Source organism: Microcoleus sp. CAWBG27 (assembly GCF_020883145.1).
Classification (GTDB): domain Bacteria; phylum Cyanobacteriota; class Cyanobacteriia; order Cyanobacteriales; family Microcoleaceae; genus Microcoleus.
Map to the genome: position 1 here is coordinate 188274 of NZ_JAHREU010000001.1, position 22648 is coordinate 210921.

Consider the following 22648-nt stretch of genomic DNA (forward strand, 5'->3'; position numbering starts at 1 on the left):
CCGTAACACGATCGCACAAAACGCCGCCTATAATCTAAACTAGCCCCACACTCTCATCAATTGAGAAACCGCCATGAGTCAAGATAAGGAAAAAATCAGCTATTCAGAGAAAACAGAACGCCTCAGAGTCATCGCTCAGTTTATCAAAACCGTGACACCGATGATTTGGACAGTTGTAATTCTAGTAGTCATCATTCCCCTACTAGGCAACTTTCTCATCTCCCAGTCGCTCACAAATACTGCAACCACAACCGTTGTAGTCTCCCCGCCCCACGACTTCAGCAAAGTCAACCAAGACATTAAAAACGCCATCCAAACAGCCCATACAACAGCCGAGACTTTCGCATCAAAAGAATTGGACAAATGGGAAACCGAAGTAATAGCACGAGTAGACAATAGCTTCCTCGATTGGTACTTCGATTACTTCAATCAAAAAAAGATGGAGTTTACAGTCCCTTTCAACTTCGTCAAATCAGCCGTACTCAACCGATTTGACATGAGCGCAGCATCTCGTGCGGTTTCCGAAAAATTAACCGAAGACTTCCAAAGAGAATTTGCTAACCGCGTGCTGGTTCCTAAAAACGCTCAATTGAAATTTCAATTAATCACTCAAGATACTGCTAACTTGTACATAGCCGAAGTCAGCAAAAATGTCAAAGTAGTTCAAAACAACTATAACATCCCACAAGTACAGTGGGACAAATATCTGAACGATATTGCCACCACAATTAGCGACAAAGGAAGCATCTCAAATTTATCCTTAAAAGCATTAGTTGGCGGCAGCGGTTACTTAATCGCTAAACCATTAATATTGGGAGTGGCAACCAAAGTCGGCAGCAAAGTTACAGCAAAAGTTGCCAGCAAAGCCGCCGCCAAAGTAGCAACAAAAACAGGCGGTACAGTTGCCAGTCAGCTTGGAGTAGGTTTAATCGACCCGATTGTCGGCATCGGGATTATTATCTGGGATTTGTGGGATTACAATCATACAGTCACAGTAGAAAGACCAATTTTGCGCGAACACATTGTAGAATACTTGAAAGATGTAAAAAAATCCCTGCTCACACATCCTGAAACCGGAATCATGGCAGCAATTTATCAGTTAGAAAGCGGCATTCTTAAGTCACTTTCATAAGCGGTAACTCCCTAGGTTTGCCAGCAAATCCCTCTAGCCAATCATAGCATCATCTATGAATACAACTTCTGCTAAAAACGAAAGCCGTGCCATGCTGAAATGGCTAAACCGGAATCGCCAGCACTTGCAACAGTATGCCCATCAATATATTGCTTACAATGCTAACGGTATTATCGCAAACAGTGAAAACTTGCGCGAAATTTTACAGTTAGCTGAAGCATCAGGAGAGATTTTTTCTATTTACTTAGTTTCTGATTTACAGCCTCTATTGTGATTTTACCGATTTATTTCCGCACTGTCAGCACCCATGAATGGTCGCCTACCTATCAAGTAAATCTCAAGCATAAAGAGGTAATAATGAATGCTACCATGATCGTCGATTCAGGAGCAGATTTTAGTATAATTTCATTGAAAGCAGGTCAAGATTTGGGATATGCCTTAGCGGATGGAGAACACATATCAATATGTCAAACAATTGGAGGAACAGTTGAGTATGTTTTGCGACAGATTGAAATGACAATTGACGGATATAATTTGATGGTTCCTACTGCTTGGATACAAAATAATACAGCAGATGTCATGCTTTTAGGGCGAGAAGTTGTGTTTGATAAGTTTAATATTGAATTTCGGCAAGCTGATGAGGAAATTATATTTATACCAATTTTAAAAAAGAATACAACAATACTCTTGTCCCCCCCCCTTAGCAAGGGGGGGTTAGGGGGGGTCAAAGATTGTTGCACGATTTTAGAGAAATGGTATTACCAAACGTGAAGATGCTCTCGGCCTTTAATTATATAGCCTTTCTCAAAAAGATGAGGTATAAATGATAGCTTATACAAGCACTAAACTAAGAAGGGCTGAAGCCCAACAACATACCTTATCTTTCTGATGGCCGTTATATCACGTCCTCAAAAATAGTTTTAACCTCGTAAACGCCACCACAATTAACGCTAAAACCGCTGTATATCCAAAGCCCCTCAAAAAAACCATAAACGGATCGGTGGAAGTCATCTCAATAATCATCGGTTCCCATTCATTTAATACCAGAATCGGCCAGATAATATTGGCAAATCCTGCATACCCAATCATCGGATTCACCCCGTTATCAATAAACAACTGCAAAAACCATCTCTTCTGAAACACATCGATAATTATCGTCAACCCAATTAACATAAAAATCGCCATTCCAGTCGTTACAAAAAAGTAACTCATCGTCGCCGAATCTTTCTTAATTCCGCCTTCATAAGGCTCAAACAGCAAACCCAGAACCAGCCAATAAAAACCCCATTTGTAAAGGCGGTTCAATACATTTTCCGTGACATTCCGTGGCTTCCTCAACAAAAACAAACCGCACAAACACAGTACCACCGTCACTAATGAAACCTGCCACACCAATCTAGCTTGCAGTCCAACTAACAAAACTAAATTGACAGCCAACATCAAAATCATAATGCTAAAATAGCGCCAACTTTTCCAGCTAGCATAACTTGCCTCTTCCGGCGAACGATACTCTATCCACCTTGCAAGCAAATCTCCAACAATCGTACCAGGAATCACTACAAACAAATACTTTAAATAATCAAATTGAAACAGCCAAGGTGCAGGAGAGTACAGCCAAACAGACTTAATCCAACCGTCAGCATTAGAAGACATCCGCGCCGCCAATAGCAAACCCAAAAATCCGACTCGCAACCACACATTTGAACGAGTAAACAGCCAAATTATAGAACCAAAAACCGCGACATTTGCCAGTACCATCAAGATAATATCGTTGCGTTCAAAAGAAATTCCCCTACCCTCAGGATATTTGATATGAGAGATGAAGCTAATCCCCGCACTCCAACCAACAACTGTCATCCCTCGCCACAGCCAAGTTGACCATTTTTGTGGCCAGCGAACGTACATTAAAAATAATAGAAAAAAACCGCACAAAGCCAGCCACCACTTTTGCGGGCTGGGTTCGTTTGGGTTAATTGTAGTCGGGCGAATGTGCTGGAGAAATATCGCAAATGACGCTAACAAAAAGCCTCTTTGCAAAATAGAAAAAATCACTTTTTTGGTATCCTGTCCCTTGGCGATGCGTCGCGACAAAGCTAGCGGTATTGCGGCGCCCATTGCAAACAAAAAGAAGGGGAAAACTAAATCAACCCAGGTTAATCCTGGTAGCTTATTATTAAAAATATGGTCTGGTGGTGGTAATTGGGCGTGATACATCCACGCTGGTAAGGTTTTGCGGGCTATTGTACCTGATAAAACCATTGCTAATACTGCTAGTCCGCGCAGCGCATCAAGGGCGTCGGCGCGTTGGGAAACGGCAGCAATTGCTAAGGGTTTTTGGTTTTCGATGCTATTTTGTGATTCCAATCTTGCGTGTTCCAATGCACTCACCAATTCTTCATTGAATAACTGTAAAAGCTGTATATAGCCTTTCTCACAAAGATGAGGTATGGCTGATAGCTTATATAACGGCTGAAACTAAGAGGGCTGAAGCCCAACAACGTACTTCATCTTTGCTCAGAAAGGCTATAGCTTATTTTTTGCCAATTAGTTTGTGCAGCCAGCTTCCTGAAGCTAGTCTGCTGAGTCTTTCTGCGGAGTGTTTTTTGTTGACTGTTAATCTCGAAATTCGGTATTTATTGGGTGGGAAAAACCGCAATTTTAATTTGAGACTGTCGTACAAGTATCCTGATGAGAAGTATTTGATGAGGTATCGATCAACTTGTTTGTTGACGGCGCCAAAGGGGTAGGCTATGTGAGACGCAACTATTTGATTTGGATCTAAGTCTTTGGTGCATTTTCTGAGTCTAATTTGGTCTTGAGATAGTTCTCTGTCTAATGCTGTCATAGAAATTTTTGTAAGATTTTCGTGGTTCAGTCCGTGGGATTGAATATCATAAAAACCTTTTTGCATTCCGTCTCTTAAGTCTTGACAAGTTACCTTTTTTATGAGTGAGTCTTGACGACCTAAGAAGCCGGAGTTGACAAATACAACTACTTTAGTTTTTCTGCTGTATTTATTTTCGAGTCTTTGTAAAATGGGGAGTAAGTGCGTATAAATGCTTTTGTTGCCATCGTCAAAGGTAATCATAACTTTTTTGCGATCGCGATATTCACTCGGCACCGGCTTTTTGGGATTGGCGATGAAATGCTCGTACATCTCTTGGGTTGACAAAAACCAATAGTTCTGCCTAACTAAGTCATCTAAAAATGGTTCCAAGTTTTGCTGGCTGTAGTCGCCGGGAAAGTCTCGCCGCTGCGGCGGTATTTCCTGGGGATTCCGCAAATCTACTATATCGTGAAAGCCGAATATCGGAATTTCTACTGTGATAATTTCTAAGATTGCTTGATAGGTGATGAAAGTTAGGAGGAATGCTAGTAAAAATCTAATAATACGTTTTTTTCGGGGCGTCATACCGGGTTTAAAATACTCGGGCCATTTGTTAACTAAATAATTTATCATTGACAATTACAACCTCATAAGGTATATAGTTCAGGCGGTAGTATGACGGTTTTTCCAGTTTAGATGTTGGGAGTGTCTAGATTGTCGATCGCCCGTGTCGCCCCTAAAGATGAGCTAGGCCAAGTCTAGCATGATACAATTTATGGCGATCGTACTTTTCCCGCAACCCCCCCCTTAAAACTTGACAAGATTTATTTTTGGCTAACTTTTTTACACACAAAGAATTGGTTGAAAGCCCCAACCCCTTGAGGGAGAAATTAAAATCGGACTATTCATTACTCCATCCCTCTTCCTTTTAGGTAGAGGTCGCTCTCTTGGATCAACTGTCAACTGTCAACTGTCAACTGTCAACTGTTGAAACCTGATGTCCTGTACTTGTGATTTCTTGCCCGAGGTGGTAGCATACTTCTGCGAAAGCCCGATCGAACAATCATGATGAAAATCGCAGTAATTCTGCCTGTTTACAACGAAGCAAATTGCATAGAGCAAACCTTTGACAGAATTTTAGAATTCACTCAAAAAAATCATGCTTACAATTTTATCATTGTTAATGACGGCTCCACCGACAATACCCTAGAAATTATAGACAATAAACTCAAAGATTTCCCCACACATCACATCAAACTAATTTCTTACAGCAACCGTCAAGGTAAAGGGTATGCCGTCAAAAAAGGATGCGAAGATGCAGATGCAGACGCAGACTGCATTTGCTTCATGGATGGCGACTTAGCATACTCCCTCGAACATCTCGAACCCTTAGTAGAAAAATTAGAAAAATTTGATGTCGTAATTGGTTGCCGCAATCTCGATCGAGAAAACTTCCGAAATCTTACCTTACTTAGAAAAATAGCCGGCAAAATATTTAACTTTATTTCCCGAGTTATCCTCAATTTAAAATATAAAGATATGCAAGCTGGACTCAAAGGCTTCAAGAAAATACCAGCCAAACAAATATTTAAAAGACAAACACTTACCGGGTTTTCCTTTGATGCAGAACTGCTTTTCTTAGCCAAAAAGAAAGGATATACAATTGGTGAGATACCAGCCAGAGTTTCACAAGAACATCTCTACAAACTTTCTCAAGTCAATATATTGAAAGATTCCCTAAAAATGCTGAGCTGCTTGTTTAAGATTAGATCCAACGACCGCGCAGGCTACTATGAATAAATCAATATTGTTGAGTTTCGATCTAGAAGAATTTGACATCCCCGAAGAATACGGTCAACACCTGGAAGAGGAAATAAAATTTGAAATATCTAGCCGAGGATTGTCAAATATTATAGCACTTCTTGACAGATTAGAGATTAAAGCCACATTTTTTGTGACAGCCAACTTTGCACTCCACCACCGAGACACAATCAAGGAACTCTCAAAACATCACGAAATCGCCTCCCACGGCTTTTACCACTCTCAATTTTGCGTCGAAGATTTGCAAAAATCTAAGCTAACCCTAGAACAAATAACCAATACTCAAGTCACCGGATTCAGAATGGCAAGACTTCAGCCAGTTGACGATATAGAAATAGAAAAAGCAGGGTACGAATACAACTCATCCATGAATCCCACCTATATCCCCGGCAGATACAACAATCTCTCTAAACCCAGAACGGCATATTATACGAATCAATTACTGAATCTTCCCATGTCAGTGACTCCTCTGATCCGATTTCCGTTATTTTGGTTGAGTTTTAAAAACTTTCCTCTGTCAATGATACAATTAGCCACCAAGCTAACGCTAGAAACAGATTCGTATCTCAATATCTACTTTCACCCGTGGGAATTCACAGATATTTCCGAGTTTAAATTACCCGGTTACGTCAAAAAAGACTCAGGCGACAAAATGGTTGACAAACTTGAAAAATACCTGGAAATTCTGAAAACTCAAGGTAAATTTATTTCTATTTCCGAATTCAAACACAACTTCAGTCAATCTCAGAAAAAATATCGGGTTCAGTAAAAACTATGAAATTTAAACCTATTGATTCCTGGAACAGTCAAACAGGATTGCGTCAAGCTACAATCCTAGCAACTATATTTTTTATAATAGTTTTAACTTTTAGTATCATCCGTTACGAAAGCTTTTTATCCACCTACGATCACGGTCTCTTTAACCAAGTATTTTGGAACAGCGTACACGGGCGATTTTTTCAAAGTTCAATGTCATCAGCCGCCTCTAGCGCCTCGCTGATAGACCGACAACTGTCATACCCATCTTACATCCATTTAGGGCAACACTTTGTCATCGATTTTCTGATTTGGCTGCCGATTTATGCTTTGTTTCCATCTCCTGTCACCCTGATTGTTCTGCAAGTAGCTTTAATTGCTGCCGCCGGAATAGTGCTGTATTTCTTAGCAAGACACTATCTATCTGTTCCGATGTCAGTAATGATAGTTGCTAGCTATTACGGAGCAAATGGTGTCATCGGCCCGACGCTGGGAAATTTTTACGAACACTGCCAGATTCCTCTATTTATGTTTAGTTTGCTCCTAGCTTTAGAAAAGCAGCGCTGGTGGCTGTTTTGGCTGTTCGCAGTGTTAACATTAGGTACTCGCGAAGATGCTGGAATTAGCTTGTTTGGCATCGGATCGTATTTAATTGTCAGCCGTCGCTACCCTCGTGCTGGCATGGCTTTGTGCGCGCTGAGTTTTAGCTATGTGGTGTTTATAACTAATACAATTATGCCGAGGTTTTCGGTTGACAATTCCCGCTTGTACATAGCAAGTTACTTTAGTAAATTTGTCAAAACAGAGAATCCGTCAACACTAGAACTGTTGTGGGCAATTATCACTCAACCTCAGATAATTATTGAAGTATTTTTCAAGGATGCAAGCAGGCGGATTTTATATATTTTCGGTCATTGGTTGCCGCTAGGATTTGTGCCTGCGATTGCTCCTAGTGCCTGGTTGATGACTATTTTTCCTTTGCTGGTTCTGTTGCTGCAAGTTGTTAATAAGTCGGCTACTTCTATCAACACCCGCTACACATTTGCGATCGTTCCGGGGTTGTTTTATGGTACAATCCTGTGGTGGTCGCAAAATCAAGGTAAATTTAAACCAAGGTTCCATCGCTTCTGGATTGGATGTATTGGTTTGTCGATCGTACTTACCTACACTTCTAATCCGAGTAAAGCTTTGTATTCTATTTCTCCTTATTCTTTCCAACCTTGGGTTTATCAATCTTTGCCTGCTCAACTGGGCCATGCAGCTAATGTCAAAAAAGTCTTGAGTTTGATTCCCCAAGATGCTAGTGTTTCTACTAGCGGTTATATAGTTTCTCACCTTTCTGGTCGCCGAAATCTGATTCGTTTAGAGGTGATGCAGATGAAAGATGAAGAGGGAAAAGTGGTCGATGTCGATTATGCGCTGTTAGATTTGTGGCAGTTGAAGCAAAATAATTTGAAAGCTGAGGTTGACCGAGGTAGAGTTCGGGGGGGAGTGCGTTTTACCGATGCAGCTCTGCGGAATGGCTTGTACGGAATTGCTGAAGTATTGGACGGGGTGGTTTTGGTTCAAAAAGGGATTACTTCTAAGCCGGAAGTTTTGGCGGCTTGGTCGAAATTGCGGCAGGAAATTCAACCGTTGATGAAATAGTCGGAAGAAATCGATCGCCCACAACGCGATCGCCCACAACGCGATCGCCCACAACGACTAAAATCAAATAAAATTGCCAAAAGGTCGATCGACCCCCGCAGCTCGGCTATATTTGGATTCAAGGTTTGCTATACTCCAGAATATAGACACATATTAACCTTTGGAAAATCAATAGGCCGGAGCTATGACATCCTATGCAACCTCTACAGCAAGAGCCGAGATGAGTGAGATCCGGCGCTTGAAAAATATACTGCCCCCAGAACTCCAAAGTTGGGTAACAGTAGAAAAAACAATAGAAGTTAATCCCACCCTAATCCGTAGCGAAGAGATAGGCAAAGACCAGGTAGAAATACAGATAGACCTGATCCGCTGGGAACAGCTAGCAATGGATCAGCGCAACCTCCTATTTTGGCATGAAGTCGCCCGCATCCAAAACGACACCATCCCCAGAGACGGTTGGGAAATGGCGGCTCTGGCGATCGGTTTAGGCGGCGCCGTCGGCGAACTTTGGGTGCAAGATGGCTTGCTACTGGTATTGGCCCTAGCCCTGTGCGGCGTCTCTGGCTGGAGACTTTACCAAAAAAATAACGGAGATAAAAGCTTAAAAGAAGCAATAGACGCTGACGAAAAAGCTCTCACCCTCGCCACTCGCTTCGGCTACACTCTGCCAAACGCTTATAAAAGCCTCGGTAGCGCCTTAAAAACCTTAATCGAGCAAACCTCCAAAAAAACTCAACGGGCTAAATACGAAGCTCGTCTCCAGGCCCTGAAACGCAACGCAGCCAAAGCCAAAGCCAAAGTCCAACCCATCAGCCGCGAAACCTCCCAGTCAGAAAACGTCTACAATTCTTGACTTACTCACTCCTCAGACTTTTGGTGCGGGGTTTTCAACTTAGGAGCGGAGCGCAAATTAAATAATTTACACTCTTGAAAGTGGGATGGGCGTCCCGCCCGTCATGAAAAGACGGGCGGGACGCCCATCCCACAAGAAGCATAAAATTGTAATTTATTTAATTCTCATTCCTTAACTGTCAACAGACTATTCATTACTCGAATCGTCGGACTTAAGAATAGAGGTTGCTCTCAAACCATCAAGCGGTCAACCCTCAAGCGGTCAACTGTTGAACTTTGTCTGGGATACCGGGATGCTCGGCGGCCACATTTTCGGGCGCTTTTGTAAAGTTTGTATAAAGCTGGGCTTTAGATCGGAACAATATTTGGTAAAGGTGGAGCAGCTAGGACACAATAGGCTAAAGACATCAGCTTGAAATTTGAAACTAGGACTTCATGGTCAGCCAAACCCCAGAGACAGATTTTCGGGTTACATACTTGGACGAGATTCCCTCGGTTCACATACCCGTGCGCTTGAGCGTACTTGAAGCCGTAAACTTCAAGACAACCTGCCAGCAACTTTTCTCTGAAAACACCGTTCCCAGCAAAATTGTCCTAGACTTCAGTCAGACTACATTCATTGACAGTAGCGGGATCGGTGCTTTAGTCAGCAATTTGAAATTTGCCAGACAGCGCGGCAGCGACTTGGTACTCCGGAACCTGAAGCCGCAGGTAATGGCAGTATTTGCTCTCACCAGCCTAGATCAAGTGCTGACAATCGAGCAGCCTTCTGCAAACTCAACTCCTGCAAAGACAGACCCCTCCGACAATCAGCTACCGATGACGCACCCCTCGGTGCAGTCGTTGGTGAAACGGGTGATAGATGTTGTTGGGGCAATCGTCGGTTTGATAATTACAGGAATTTTGTTTGTACCCATAGCGGCAGCCATCATGATTAACGATCCGGGCCCGATATTGTTTGCACAAACCCGCTGCGGCTGGATGGGCAGAAGATTTCGGATTTGGAAATTTCGATCGATGTGTACTAATGCCGAAGCCATGAAAGCCGAAATTAAAAACCAAGCTTCTGGCGCATTTTTCAAAAATGACAACGACCCGCGGATTACCAAAGTCGGGCGCATCTTGCGGAAAACGAGTCTCGACGAACTGCCACAGTTTTGGAACGTGCTCAAAGGCGAAATGAGTCTAGTCGGCACCAGACCGCCTACTCCAGACGAAGTAGAGCGCTACGAAGTCCCTCAGTGGCAGCGTTTGGATGTCAAACCTGGAATGACAGGCGAATGGCAAGTCAACGGTCGCTCTAAAGTCCGCGATTTTGAAGATGTCATCCGTTTAGATTTAAAATACCAACAAGACTGGAGCCTGATGTATGACCTGAAACTAATTGTTAAAACGATAACTGTGCTGTTTAACAAAAATAGTGGCGCTATGTAGAGCGGTCAACAACCGATTGCTGAACTTTTAGTTGCTGTTAATTCCTCGACAGCCGGAACTCGAACTTGATACTTAGTCAAGCAGGCGATCGATCGCGATACTTACGTTAGGATTAAGTGTTAAAATTCACACGCCCAGAAAGTGTGCATCTATTTGCCAGCTCTGCGATCGGAGCATTAATTAGCAATTGGCGAGTTCGAGGTCGTACTCGAATGACTCCAGCAGGGTTTTCGAGGACGACAAGAACTCAGGTGTGTTGAGAAAAGTACCGACTGCTAACACGGTCGAAGCTGAAATAACTCATCGCAAGCTGCTGAGTCGGGAAATTTTCCGATTTAAACGTCCTACCGAAGCGGGTTACAGTATCGGAAGTCTCTCATTTTCGCGATCGAGTAAATGGTGCGAAAGGAATGCTCACCTTGAGGCAAAACGGGCTTCTTCAATTCAAGCTTGACTAAACTAATATGTTGCCAAGACCTTGCCCTCCTTTTCCTCTCCAACCTGCGCTGACTACAGCGGTGGTGGGGGGCGACCAGGGAGAAGAAAAATGAAAGACGAGCAACCAATTGCCGAGTTTGACCTTCAGGTTACAACAGACCTGAACGCTCTGACACAAGTTTCGGAATGGTTGGAGAATATTGTTCTGCCGCTGATACCACAGGACTTGTGGTGGCAGTGCAGCCTGATTGTTAATGAAGGGTTTACAAATGCTGTCCGCCATGCTCACCAGAACTTGCCCCCCGAGACGCCGATCGACATTGACGTAAAAGTGTTTGCAGACTACTTAGAAATTAGGATTTGGGACAAGGGTCAACCCTTCAATCTGGAATCAAAGCTGCGCTCGATCCTGCAAGAGCAGCGCGATCCCTTGGATAGAGAAGGAGAAAGGGGACTGGTGTTTATGTACAAGCTCACCGACGAGCTGCACTATATCCGTACCGACGATCGCTCCAACTGCCTGGTAATGCGGAAAAACCTTATCTGAGGGCGCGATGCCCGCCTGAGCCTGGGCGGCTTCTGGCGATCGTCGGCCCTGGCGGGCGCCGCCCCTGAGATGCCCCTGACACCCGATCGCATCCTCTGCAATTCACCGGGTGGACGATCGAGTTAGTCGCGGCAGGACTATTTGCTTCAAACTAAATATTATGCGTATTCTAATTTATTCCTATAACTACTATCCAGAGCCGATCGGCATTGCCCCCTTGATGACAGAACTAGCCCAAGGCCTAGTCAAGCGCGGACACCAAGTCCGAGTCGTCACCGGAATGCCGAACTATCCCCAGCGCCGGATTTATCCGCAATATCGGGGCAAATTCTACCTCACCGAAGAACACAACGGCGTCACTATTCAGCGCAGCTACCTGCGCGTCAACGGCCCTCACCCCAGCCTGCTAGACCGACTTTTGCTAGACGGTAGTTTTGTCGTATCCAGCGCCGTTCAAGCCTTCAGAGGCTGGTGTCCGGACGTGATTTTCTCAACAATGCCACCTTTACCGATTTGTGTCCCAGTGGCCTTTTACGGCTGGATTCGCGATATCCCGATCGTCCTGAACGTTCAAGATATCGTCTCAGAAGCAGCCGTGCGCGTCGGCTTAGTGAAAAAAAATGGAATGCTAGTTCGCATTGCTGACGCTTTAGAAAAATTGGCTTACAGCACAGCTAGCCAAGTCAGCGTTATCGACAGCGGTTTTGTCAGCAAATTGCACTCTCAGGGAGTACCCCCGGAAAAAATAGTTTGCGTTCCGAATTGGGTTGATGTCAATTTTATCCGCCCTTTACCAAAAGAAAATAACCCCTTTCGCGCAACCCACAAACTAAATGGCAAATTTGTGGTTCTTTATGCTGGAAATATTGCCCTTACCCAAGGCTTACAAACAGTTGTCAAAGCAGCAGCCCGTTTGAAGCACATACCCGAAATAGCTTTTGTAATTGTGGGGGAATCAACAGCACTGACGCGCTTGCAAAAAGATTGCGAAACTTACAAAGCTACTAATGTAATGTTACTGTCGTTTGAACCGCGAGAAAAATTGCCCGAAATGTTAGCTGCTGCGGATGTTAGTTTAGTCGTACAAAAGCGCCGGGTAACTAACTTTAATATGCCTTCAAAAATTCAAGTGCTGCTGGCGAGCGGCCGGGCAATTTTGGCGTCGGTTCCCGAAACGGGTACGGCGCATAAAGCAGTGCAGCAAAGCGGTGGCGGGGTGGTGGTAGCGCCGGAAGATCCGCAGGCTTTGGCTGATGCTGTGGAGGATTTGTTCTTAAATCGCGATCGGGTGGATGCGTTGGGCGAGCAAGGTAGAAAGTATGCTGTGGAGAATTACGGATTTGAGGAAGCTTTGAATCATTATGAGGCTTTATTTGCGGCGGTGGCGGCAAGTCATGCTGAGAAAATCTTAGAGCCTTTGCCGAAATGAGCGGATAATTAGGTTTGCGAGCTGTGAAAACAACTCTTAAGAGTTATACTGTCTATTCCTCGGTTCAGCTATCTATGTTATTGCTGTGCAACTTTCACCGAATCATAGCAAAAGAGCTTTGACAGAAATTGCTACAGTTTGATGAGAAAAAAATCATCAAATTAATACGGGATGCGGGAAACGAGCGAGACTTCAGTCCTTCCTAGGGAAGTGGCACGAGGGACTTCAGTCAAGAGTGTTCTTTCTTTCTTTCTTTCTTTCTTTCTTTCTTTCTTTCTAAATATTTTGTCGCTCAAGCTTGAAATATCTAGTATAATCGCTAAAAGTAGACAAATCAACCAATATTCAGGAAAATAGAGGTGACTAAAAGCCAAAAAACAATGGGAGTTCAGCAAGTATTACTGTCTCCAACCAAAGAAGTTAAAGCATTGTTGGAGTATCTCTGCCAACAATCAGGTAAACTTTACAACAGTGGGGTTTATTTGGCTCGTCAAACTTTTTTTAAGACTGGAAAACTGTTGACGGGAAAGTTTGACTTATCTTTTGAATCGTCAGTTGCCAAATCAATGGTTGCTAAGTCGTTGCCATCAACACCAATGCAGCAAACATTGATGTCAGTCACAGAAGCCTTCAAATCTTTTAAAGAATTAAGAGACTTGTACATCAAAGGTCAATTGCATTTTAAGCCCAAGCCACCGGGATACCTGACAGGTTCTAAGTTGTTCAAAGTGGCTTATCCTAATTCAGGAGGTTTAAGACCGAAACTTGTTGGCAATCAGTTAAGATTCTCCTTGGGCTTAACCGTGAGGCGATGGTTTAGAATTCCTGAATTCTTTTTACCTATGCCATCGAATCTTGATTTTTCCCAAGTGAAAGAGTTTACGATTCTCCCTAAAAATGGCGCTTTTTATCTGGAAATGTCCTACGAGGTTGAAAAAAAACAACATAATCTGGACATTAATCAAGCGTTATCAATTGACTTGGGAACTGCTAATAATCTAGCAGCTTGTGTCGATACATTAGGAAGCTCCTTCTTAATTGATGCTCGTGCTATGAAAGCGATGAATCAATTGTGGAACAAGAAAGTAGCCACTAGAAAAGAAGGAAAGCCAGAAGGTTATTGGGATAGTTGGTTAGACTGTATTACCCGCAAACGCAATCACCAAATGCGTGATGGCGTTAATAAAGCTGCAAAGTTAATTGTCAACCATTGCCTAAAATTCGGAATTGGCACACTGATAGTTGGGTGGAATGAAGGTTTCAAGTCTAACAGTAATCTCGGTAAAGTGAACAATCAAAAGTTTGTTCAAATGCCTTTGGGAAAGCTGAAAAATAGGTTAAAAGAACTGTGTGATTTGCACGGCATCAGATTTGCTGAAACAGAAGAAGCGTATACCTCAAGAGCTAGTTTTCTAGATGGTGACTCCCTACCCAAATATGGTGAAAAACCATCGGGGTGGAAAGCATCTGGAAAACGGATTAAACGTGGCTTGTATCAGTCAGCTAATGCTTCGATGGTGAATGCAGACTTAAATGGTGCTGCTAACATTCTGAGAAAAGTAGCCAGTAAGTTAGGTGTAAACCTTGACCAACTGGGTAGACGTTGTTTGACGACCGTAGCGAGAGTTAGACTTTGGGTATTACCCAAACCTATTCTGTCCGCAGAATCTCAGTGTATGAAAGACCTGAGAGTGTCAATTCACTCCTTTGGCTGTCGCGGATTGAATAACTCAATAAAAAATATCCGATCGCAACAGTCAAAGGGAAAAATATAGAAACTAACTCTCGTTATGCTCTTTGCGCGCTTTTTTGTGGTTGATGACGTACACGCCCCAAGGAAGTCGAATTCCAGTAAGCGCCGTCAATCCCAAGCGAGCGTGTTGGGGATTCGATGCCTTCAAATCCGTCCAACTGAGGTTAGTTTTTTGCAAATTTGCCTCAGCTAAATTAGTACCGTTGAGATTCGCCCAACTCGCATCAGCATAGCTGAGATTTGCACGGCTTAAATTGGCTCGTTCTAAATCTCCTCGACTTAAGTTAGCTCCTTCTAAATCAGCTTTGTGGAAGTTGCAGCCAATGGCACGAATACCGTGCAAGTCAGCTTGATGCAATTTGGCGCTCGCGAAGTTTGCACTTTCGGCGCGAGCCAAACTCAGCACCGCCCAATTGAGGTTGGCTTGGCTGCAATTAGCCTCTTTTAAGTTAGCTTTTGAAAGGTTTGTTCCTTCTAAATTAGCTTTCCACAGTACAGCAGCTTGAAAATTAATTTCTGATAGATTCATGCCGCTTAAATCGACTCCTGTGAGATTCGTATAGCTGAAATCCCTCTGTCCTCGATCGAATTCGTCGCGAAACTGCGAGGTATTCATTTGTTTGCGGTTAGAAGTTGCGTTAAAAGATGTCATCATGGCTGTTTTCCTGAGTTATTTTGAGTTTATTGAGTTCGCAGCCACTCTGGGAATTGGAGAGTGGCTAAAGGTGAGAAGTTATTGATATGATTTGGGAGTCACGAACTTAGTACCGCCTGCGATTTTGCGCTGGAGTGCTTGCTGGAGGAAGTTACCTAAAAAGTCAGCGGCACTGGGAGCAAATTCGAGGTATTTGTGCAGTCGGTGGAAGTTCCCGATTTTGCCTTCTGCCGGCACAAATTCTTCGATTAGTTCGCGAACTTGCAGGTGTTCCGCGAGGTACTGGCGGATGTATTTGAGGTCGTTGATAGATTTGCGAAGGTTTTCGGCCTCTATTTCTTCTGGGGTCGATCGCGATTTCCAGAATCGGAACTGTGGTTGAACGGCGTGCTCTTCGGCGGTATCGAGGAGGCATTCTGCGGCTTTGAGGAAACGCTGAGTTTCTTGGCGGATGCCCGATCGCACTTGTTGTTCGATATCGTCTGTGAGGTATTTCTGGGTAAGTGCATCCGCTAATTCATTTAGTAGAATTTGAATTGCTTCAGAAGCTGTCAGGATGTCAGCTTGTTCGCGTTGCAAGTTTTGCAGGAGAATGTCGCAGTGATTTGGGAGGATGGACGATCCTTCGGGCGCATTTTCCACTTCGTAAACTTGGTCTAAAAACTGTACCAATTCCGGGTAATCAATGCGTCCGGTTTGCTGCAACTCAGCGATATAGAGGCTTAGCAGGCGGATTTTGTATTCTGAGTCGGATGTAGATCGCGGCTGCTGCACAACCGGGTTTTCTGAGTCGGGAACTAAGGAGATGCGGGTTTTGGCGGAGCTGGGATGTTGTGAGTTGATCATGTTGACCTCTTTGATGGGCGATTGCTAATTTCTTGGGTGAGGGGCGCGGCGAAAGGAAGTTGTCGCGCACCCTGCAATTAGTTGAGATGGCTGTCGCTGTCAGAGTGGGGGCGGATGTCAGCCAAGGTTTCTACCTGGGCTGTGAGTTCCCGGCGGCGGGCTTCCAGCCAAAAGTCTCGCTGATTCTTGACTGTATCGCTGAAGGATTTTTGGGTATCTTCGCGGAAAGCAAGGGCGATCGTCATCGCGCAAGCATAGCCGCTAGTAATGACTGACAGCAGCAGCATGAATAAGGGGAAACCCATTCCTGCGATGTCGCCGCTTAGCAGTTTGTTGGTGCAACTGAGGATTGCCATTCGCGTTGCTTCAATCCCGGAAGCAATTTCACCCGCTGGGGTAAAGTGCTGTTGGTAAACTAGGGGCATTTTTTGTTTGAGAAATTCCAGATCGTTGCCCATTTGGGAACGGATTACCAGCAACAGTCCGATATTTTTCTTGGCAGTTTCGTAGTTTTGAGAGGCTTCTGTTTCCAGCCGAACGACTTGGCGGCAAGTAGGAAGTTTTTCTAAGGGAAGTTGATTCCAATTGGTACTGCGATCGCCCCAGGTTCCGTACAGTTGCACGTAAAGCGATTCCCATCGCGGATTGGTTCTGTCGAGTTGATTTAATTGCTGTTCTCCCTCTTGGCAGCGTTGCCGAGCTTGTTGATATTGGGGGCTATCAAATTGCTTGAGGGTTTCGACTTGCTGTACCTGTTTTTGAATTGATTCTGCTGCTTTGAGCTGGCTCAGACCCGATTGATTGAGCATTAATTCTGTGCCGACTAGAGAGGCGATCGACTGGAGGATATTGATTGATAGGGAGGCATAGATCGCCCATAATTGCCATGTTTTGTTGTATTTTGTACGGGATGAAACAGCCGTCGTCGTGTCGTTAGTGAATTTCAAAATCAGGATGTTGCACAACGAAGTCAAAACCACACCACAAAAGCCCATGTCCTTAAAGGCAAAGAACAGTAAGGGATAATTTGTGAAGAAGTTAAATAGGCTGCTGACAGTGACTGTGCCGGCAGTCAGTGTTGCTTGCTTCGCCAAGTCTTCGGAAACGACAGCCGTTCCGTGAAAGGCTTTTGGATCGGCGATGAGTAATTCCTTTAATCTGTTCAGAAGTTTTTGGCAGAGATTTTTCGGTTTTTCGGTAGTAGGTGGATTTTTTGCCTGTTCGCGGAGATGGGCATATTTAGGGTCTTGCTCGATGTATACTAATATTTCTTCTATAGCTTTGATGGCATTTTGAGAGTTGGTGTTGTTGAGGGCAACTACGTTAGTTTGAGAGGGAGAACTGGGTTTTGTGCTCATGTTTGCAACCTGTTTACTTATTTTTACTTAATTCGTTGACAAGAAAGGAGATTTATGCAGTCAACCCGGAACCGGTAAAAAATTGGGACGATCGGGTTTTTGTTGGTTAAACATCTCTTCGTATGGCCTGTTAGTGCCGATATCTAGCAGCAGGAAGAAGGCTTCAGTTATGTACGAGATAAGGAAAAGGCAATCCTGGCAAGGGTTTCAGAGATAGAGAATGTCTCGATAGGCTTGGCGGTTGCTATATCTGTAATCTCCCACAGGCAACACAAATAAAACAGCGGAGAAGAGGGAGAAATAAAAAAAAGTTAACTCCCTTAACTCCCCTTTTGTGACCCCGATCGGAATTTGAGCCTAAACTACGGAGATCCGCCACAGATAGGCAGTTGCGCCGCTAGCACATTTGTTCTGGCTGGGACATCTCGCCATAACAGAGTGTGTTGCCTGATGTTTCTATATCTGCGATCGCACCAGCTTTTATGCAAAATGGGAAAATTTTTTGATGGGTGTATCGGCGAAGTTATTCAAAAGTCAAGGATTTTAGTGCGATCGTATAGGTTGAGTCAAGCAACGAAACCCAGCTATAGCCCTTGTTGCGGTTGGGTTGAATGCAGTGAAAGCCAACCTACTAATTCTTAGTTACTTAAGTTTGAATTCACCAACCGCAGAGAAAGCTGCCCAATAGAAAGGATCTTGAAAGGGCTTAGAGTTATCTTGAAATTTATGAAACATACGATGCAAAGCCATTTTTTGTGCGCTATTCAAAGGTAACTGTTTTCGATCTATCCACAGTTTCAGTTCAGCCATAGTGATATCTCGCAGCCATAATTGAGCTTGACAAAGTGCTGTAGCTACGGATGTTTTACTTTGCAGATTTTCGTAAAACCTAATCATTAAAAAACTTGTAGAAAAGTCGTTGACTGCCCAAAGGCTACTGACTACACTCGAACTGCCTGCAAGCAGGAAGCCGCTGGGAAAACCCATGTACTCATCACTTTTACTGGTGAAGTCAATCAACCCACTTTCACAAGCTGAAAGAGTTACTAGGCAACATTGGCTGAGATCTAGGTTAAGGATTTCTTCCAATGTCAGGCATTTGTCTAAATTAATTTTTGTACTGTCTAGTGAACGATTATTTTCACTTGCAGTTACCTGTAATTGTCCGTTAGAACCTCCAGCCTCAGCTAGAATCAAAGCCGACTCCAGAGGTGATTCAAAGTTAAAGTAGCCGTGACAAGAGAAATGGACGCAATTAGCATCAAGAAAATGCTTGTTATCTAATATCTCTTTTTTACTAGCAGCTTCTTTCACTAAGACATAATCGTTAGGAGCAAAGTAACGCCTAATATTTTCAACTTCAATATCACTAAAATTTAGGTCTTGGGTAGGGTTTTGAATAGCAAATAAGTGGATCAAATCGGAAGGTTTTTGAGCGAGACTTAATTGCAGAAGTTGACAACTAGGAGCATAACTCACACCTCTCAAGAAATGGTCTAGGATATTATGGTTTTGACCTTTATTTAGAGGCAAAGCATGGAGAGGTAGCAGGTGCAGGAAGCGATGGGGTACAAAAATTATTCGGTCACAATCCGCAGGCAAATAGTTGATGACTCGATCGATATGTAGTATTTGAGCGAGATGCTGAAGACGGGCTGAAAGTTGCTCTTGCCATTGTCTCGTGTTCTGCCCATAATCCTCCAAGTATTCCCCAAACCAAGTAAGTAAGTTTTCTATATCCTCATGGGAGGATTGCACAACTATAGGACTCTTACCTTGACTGGTAATTATAAAAGTGAAGATTTTATTGCTAACAATATACCATTCTATGATGGCTGTGTTTTCATCAAACTCAAATTTTAGTAAAGCTTGAATTCGATCGAACGAGATTAATTTAACATGGTAACTGAATCTTAAATCATTGTCAGTTGGAATTTTTTTTGTTGGGTAGAGCCCCCGACTGGATAGAATATCCACAAGATTACGGGCTTTGCTGCGTTCGACATATTCAATAGCTCGATCTGGTAGATCGATATTAACGTAGCTTTGGACTATTTTTTCATAAATATCAATGGCTTCTTCAAGAATTTCTTGTCTTCTAAATTCAGAAGCCGCCCAACTCCGACTTTGTTCTACGGCTTCAATTGCTACCGCAAAGCTTTCTATTGCTATGTGCCATAATTCAGCATCAAAAGCTGTATTACCCATATTTTTTGCTGTTTTCAAACAGTCTAAAGGAAATGCTTGGGGTGTGAAAATTTCTAAAGCTCTTTGATAAGCTTCAATTGCTGCTGCAAGATTTTCCGATTTTTCATATCTAATTCTCTCCGAGTATGCCTTGCCTAAATTATTCTGAGTCATCGCCCATTCATAAGGAAATGTCTCGCGAGTGTAAACTGTTAGGACATCATGATAACAAGAGATGGATTTTTCAATATTCTCTGCTCTATTACCTTTGATTCTATCGCTGTAAAATGTAGCCAAATTGTTTTGAGTGGCGGCCCACTGTTCGGGAAAAGCTTCACGGCTACGGACTTCTAAAGCAGCTTGATAATAACAAATAGCATTTTCCAAATTCTCGGCTCTTTCTCCGAAAATCCTGTCTTGGTAAACAATACCAAGATTATTTATAATCATGGCCCAATCCGACGGAAAATTCTCGCGCGTGTAAACTTGTAAAGCCCTTTCATAGAAAGAAATAGCTGTTTCTAAGTTGTTAGCCCTATCTCCGAGAATTCTATCTCTGTAAACTGTAGCTAAATTGTTTAGAGTGGCAGCCACCTGTTCGGAAAAATCTTCACGACTATGGACTTCCAAAGCAGCTATATAATAACGAATAGCATTTTCTAAATTTTGTGCTTTATCTTCCCGTATCCGGGATTTATAGGCTGTTCCTAAGTTGTTTTGGGTCGTAGCCCATTGTTCGGGGAAAGCGTCGCGACTGTACACTGCTAAAGTGCTTGTATAAAGCTCGATAGCTTTTTCTAAATTGTCCGATCGCACTCCTAAAATGCGATCGCTGTAAGCATTAGCAAGGCTATTTTGCAAGCTAGCCCACTGTTGAGGAAAAGCGGCGCGAGTGTACACAGCTAAAGCTGCCGAGTAACACTGAATAGCTACTTCTAAGTTTTCACTTCTTTGGCCTATAATCCTATGACTGTATGCCCTACCCAAATTCGTTTCACAAAGCGCCCAATTTTCCGGGTATAATTCTCTAGTAAAAAAACTCAATCCAATTTGATAAGCAACGATAGCTAATTCTATATTGACATTTCTACTTCCTAAAGGAAACTGCTGAATTAAACTACCAAAATTACAAATTATTGAGACTACATCTTCAGCTTCGTCGGCATTCGATTCAGAGAAGAAAGTAGTTGCCCATCGCTGTAAAACAGCAATTAATTTGACATCCAATTTGTCTAAATTAGATTGTAAAAACTGGTAAAATAACCGAGGGTCAGCACCTGTATCGGAAACTATTTGTAAACCCTGCAACAAAAAAGTTAAACACTCTTGTGATTCAGCTATTGATGGTTTTTCTACTAACTCTATTATTTCAGTAGCAACACTTTCCAGGAAATCCGCAGCATTTTTATCTCCATTTTCAGCGAGATTTTCTGCTACTTGTGTCATCACCTGAACTAAGCCAGCATCAAGAAGTTCTGAGTTAGCATTTAAGATAGCTGCTTCTTCTCCACTTGGACAGCTTAGCAGTGCTTGTACGAGATGTCGGTAGCCCTCTAGATGCTGCTCGTTCATTCTTGATGCTCGCTTACGCTATTGTCGGATTTGATTTGGTTAATGGGTATCTCCAAAATTCAGGAGGATTGCCACAACAAACAAAAATTGTGCCAGATACAATTTTACCACGGCTATCAGTTTTTTGTCTTTGATAGCTCGATTAAAAAAAGAACTAATCGAACCAATTTTGACATCTGCACCAATTTTGGCTGACAAATTGTCAGATATTTCCTGCCAAGTGTATCCATCTAACCAGAGAACGAATATTTCTTGCAGAGCAATATCTGGGTGTATTCTCATGGGCTTGCTGAAAATATTTTCAGGATTTTCTAGCGCTATTTCCCGCATTTTTTCCAGAAAAGAAGGTTCGGAGATATCGGACGTAAATTGGTCTAAGTAGGTCGTCTTGGATTCATCACCATCTGCCGATCGAGCATTGCTGATTTGTCTGTCGGCTGACAGTACGATATCAGTGACTTTTTTTCCTTTTTCAGTTCTCTGATGAATACCTTGGTGACTAGCAATAAAATCGATCTGTTTTTTGGACTGAGTAAACCTCGCGTAGTTTAATACGTTTCCTTTTTTCGGGTCGAACTTCTCCTTTTGTATAAACTCGAAAAGTGCCAAGTCTGTTTCTTGCTTAATGTCTTCCGAAACTTGGTGGTTTTCGGCGAGAGATAAGCTGGGTGAATGTTTTGGGAGTGAAACGCGGCTGGGTTTCCTGAGCTCTGAAACCAATCTAGTCAAGGCTAACTGGCGATCGGGACTTTCAAGGGGATGCCTTTGGGCTTCCAAGGCCAGATCGTTCAGGTGGTTATTCAGTTCGGCTTCGGTGAACTTTTCGTTTGCTTCTGGAGATGGCTGCTTTTCTTTGTCGTCCATAAATCAATACTCCTCTGAGAGTAGAAGTTTTTGAGAACCACCAAAAAGGTATCAAGCCCTTATATCCGCTTGTTGTTTATAGGTTAGCCACTACGGGTTTTGCCTGACAAGAGTCCGATCGACCTTTTAGTCCCGCGTTCTGCATCACTCTACATACTGTAGTGGTGTGGTTTCTTATTCATCTAGAAATATCGCCAAATTTCTGCAAGTTACTAAAATTTTTTTCTGCTGTGGGAATCCCTGATGGCTGTATCTGGCTGCAAGCCTTACACCATAAAGCTTTTAAGTAGGTACTCACAAGCAGTTGACAGTTTACAGTTACGTATGAGAATCAAAAGGAATATATTTTTGCACCAATTTCCAATCTTCAACTGTGGATTGTACGGCGAATGGTGCTAATGTTGCTACGGCAATCGCCCATCGCCAGAATGCCAGACCGATCGGCAAAATATCCTGATTTAAAGCTCTAGCAACGATGAAGTTTCCCGCCCAAATAACAGTCGCAGCTACTCCTAAAAAATAACCCATTG

Annotated in this window: 20 protein-coding genes; 12 read left to right on the forward strand and 8 right to left on the reverse strand. The window is 43.1% G+C overall.

What is annotated here, in order from left to right; genetic code table 11:
• The first annotated feature begins 73 nt into the window (after window positions 1-73).
• The 3 genes from QZ938_RS00705 to QZ938_RS00715 are packed head-to-tail and all read left to right on the forward strand — an operon-like array spanning window position 74 to window position 1903.
• Complete coding sequence (locus tag QZ938_RS00705) at window positions 74-1132, forward strand: hypothetical protein (RefSeq protein WP_293346633.1); 1059 nt, start codon at window positions 74-76, stop codon at window positions 1130-1132.
• A gap of 55 nt (window positions 1133-1187) precedes the next feature.
• Entirely contained in the window at window positions 1188-1406 is a 219-nt protein-coding gene (locus tag QZ938_RS00710) for a DUF5678 domain-containing protein (RefSeq protein WP_293346630.1), read from the forward strand.
• Window positions 1403-1903: a retropepsin-like aspartic protease gene (locus tag QZ938_RS00715; protein ID WP_293346628.1), complete on the forward strand. Its 501-nt coding sequence runs from the start codon at window positions 1403-1405 to the stop codon at window positions 1901-1903. The genes QZ938_RS00710 and QZ938_RS00715 overlap by 4 nt, the downstream gene beginning before the upstream one ends.
• 129 nt (window positions 1904-2032) lie before the next feature.
• On the opposite strand, the gene QZ938_RS00720 is transcribed toward QZ938_RS00715, so the two are convergent.
• Together QZ938_RS00720 and QZ938_RS00725 are read right to left on the reverse strand one after the other, a co-directional pair.
• Window positions 2033-3520: a DUF5009 domain-containing protein gene (locus tag QZ938_RS00720; RefSeq protein ID WP_293346625.1), complete on the reverse strand. Its 1488-nt coding sequence runs from the start codon at window positions 3518-3520 to the stop codon at window positions 2033-2035.
• Window positions 3521-3662: 142 nt separating this feature from the next.
• Window positions 3663-4544 (reverse strand): polysaccharide deacetylase family protein, encoded by an 882-nt coding sequence (locus QZ938_RS00725; RefSeq protein WP_293346622.1) that lies wholly within the window; start codon window positions 4542-4544, stop codon window positions 3663-3665.
• Window positions 4545-5024: 480 nt separating this feature from the next.
• Between QZ938_RS00725 and QZ938_RS00730 the strand changes: the two genes are divergently transcribed.
• The 9 genes from QZ938_RS00730 (at window position 5025) to QZ938_RS00770 (ending at window position 14658) form a co-directional block, all read left to right on the forward strand.
• Window positions 5025-5759 carry a glycosyltransferase gene (locus QZ938_RS00730; RefSeq protein ID WP_293346619.1) on the forward strand — a complete coding sequence of 245 codons (735 nt, stop codon included), beginning with the start codon at window positions 5025-5027 and terminating at the stop codon, window positions 5757-5759.
• Window positions 5752-6549 (forward strand): polysaccharide deacetylase family protein, encoded by a 798-nt coding sequence (locus tag QZ938_RS00735; RefSeq protein ID WP_293346616.1) that lies wholly within the window; start codon window positions 5752-5754, stop codon window positions 6547-6549. The genes QZ938_RS00730 and QZ938_RS00735 overlap by 8 nt, the downstream gene beginning before the upstream one ends.
• A gap of 5 nt (window positions 6550-6554) precedes the next feature.
• Window positions 6555-8183 (forward strand): DUF2079 domain-containing protein, encoded by a 1629-nt coding sequence (locus QZ938_RS00740; protein WP_293346613.1) that lies wholly within the window; start codon window positions 6555-6557, stop codon window positions 8181-8183.
• 184 nt (window positions 8184-8367) lie between these two features.
• Window positions 8368-9036, forward strand: coding sequence for a DUF3318 domain-containing protein (locus QZ938_RS00745; protein ID WP_293143955.1), 669 nt, complete (start codon window positions 8368-8370; stop codon window positions 9034-9036).
• 434 nt (window positions 9037-9470) lie between these two features.
• Complete coding sequence (locus QZ938_RS00750) at window positions 9471-10469, forward strand: sugar transferase (protein ID WP_293346610.1); 999 nt, start codon at window positions 9471-9473, stop codon at window positions 10467-10469.
• Between the two features lie 253 nt (window positions 10470-10722).
• Complete coding sequence (locus QZ938_RS00755; RefSeq protein ID WP_293183251.1) at window positions 10723-10923, forward strand: hypothetical protein; 201 nt, start codon at window positions 10723-10725, stop codon at window positions 10921-10923.
• Between the two features lie 93 nt (window positions 10924-11016).
• Window positions 11017-11454, forward strand: coding sequence for an ATP-binding protein (locus QZ938_RS00760; RefSeq protein WP_293143993.1), 438 nt, complete (start codon window positions 11017-11019; stop codon window positions 11452-11454).
• 160 nt (window positions 11455-11614) lie between these two features.
• On the forward strand, window positions 11615-12883 hold the full coding sequence (locus QZ938_RS00765) for a WcaI family glycosyltransferase (RefSeq protein WP_293143996.1): 1269 nt from the start codon (window positions 11615-11617) through the stop codon (window positions 12881-12883).
• Window positions 12884-13242: 359 nt separating this feature from the next.
• Window positions 13243-14658, forward strand: coding sequence for a transposase (locus tag QZ938_RS00770; RefSeq protein WP_293346607.1), 1416 nt, complete (start codon window positions 13243-13245; stop codon window positions 14656-14658).
• Window positions 14659-14661: 3 nt separating this feature from the next.
• Here QZ938_RS00770 and QZ938_RS00775 read toward each other — a convergent pair whose 3' ends face one another.
• From QZ938_RS00775 to QZ938_RS00800, 6 genes are all read right to left on the reverse strand, one after another.
• The gene (locus QZ938_RS00775) at window positions 14662-15291 is read right to left on the reverse strand and encodes a pentapeptide repeat-containing protein (RefSeq protein WP_293336848.1); all 630 of its coding nucleotides are present in this window, start codon (window positions 15289-15291) and stop codon (window positions 14662-14664) included.
• Between the two features lie 78 nt (window positions 15292-15369).
• The gene (locus tag QZ938_RS00780; RefSeq protein ID WP_293346604.1) at window positions 15370-16137 is read right to left on the reverse strand and encodes a hypothetical protein; all 768 of its coding nucleotides are present in this window, start codon (window positions 16135-16137) and stop codon (window positions 15370-15372) included.
• Window positions 16138-16214: 77 nt separating this feature from the next.
• Entirely contained in the window at window positions 16215-17495 is a 1281-nt protein-coding gene (locus QZ938_RS00785) for a hypothetical protein (RefSeq protein ID WP_293346601.1), read from the reverse strand.
• A gap of 642 nt (window positions 17496-18137) precedes the next feature.
• Window positions 18138-21254: a CHAT domain-containing protein gene (locus QZ938_RS00790; RefSeq protein ID WP_293346598.1), complete on the reverse strand. Its 3117-nt coding sequence runs from the start codon at window positions 21252-21254 to the stop codon at window positions 18138-18140.
• Between the two features lie 39 nt (window positions 21255-21293).
• Window positions 21294-22118 (reverse strand): hypothetical protein, encoded by an 825-nt coding sequence (locus tag QZ938_RS00795; RefSeq protein WP_293346595.1) that lies wholly within the window; start codon window positions 22116-22118, stop codon window positions 21294-21296.
• 318 nt (window positions 22119-22436) lie between these two features.
• Window positions 22437-22646, reverse strand: coding sequence for an EamA family transporter (locus QZ938_RS00800; protein ID WP_293156834.1), 210 nt, complete (start codon window positions 22644-22646; stop codon window positions 22437-22439).
• Window positions 22647-22648 lie beyond the last annotated feature (2 nt).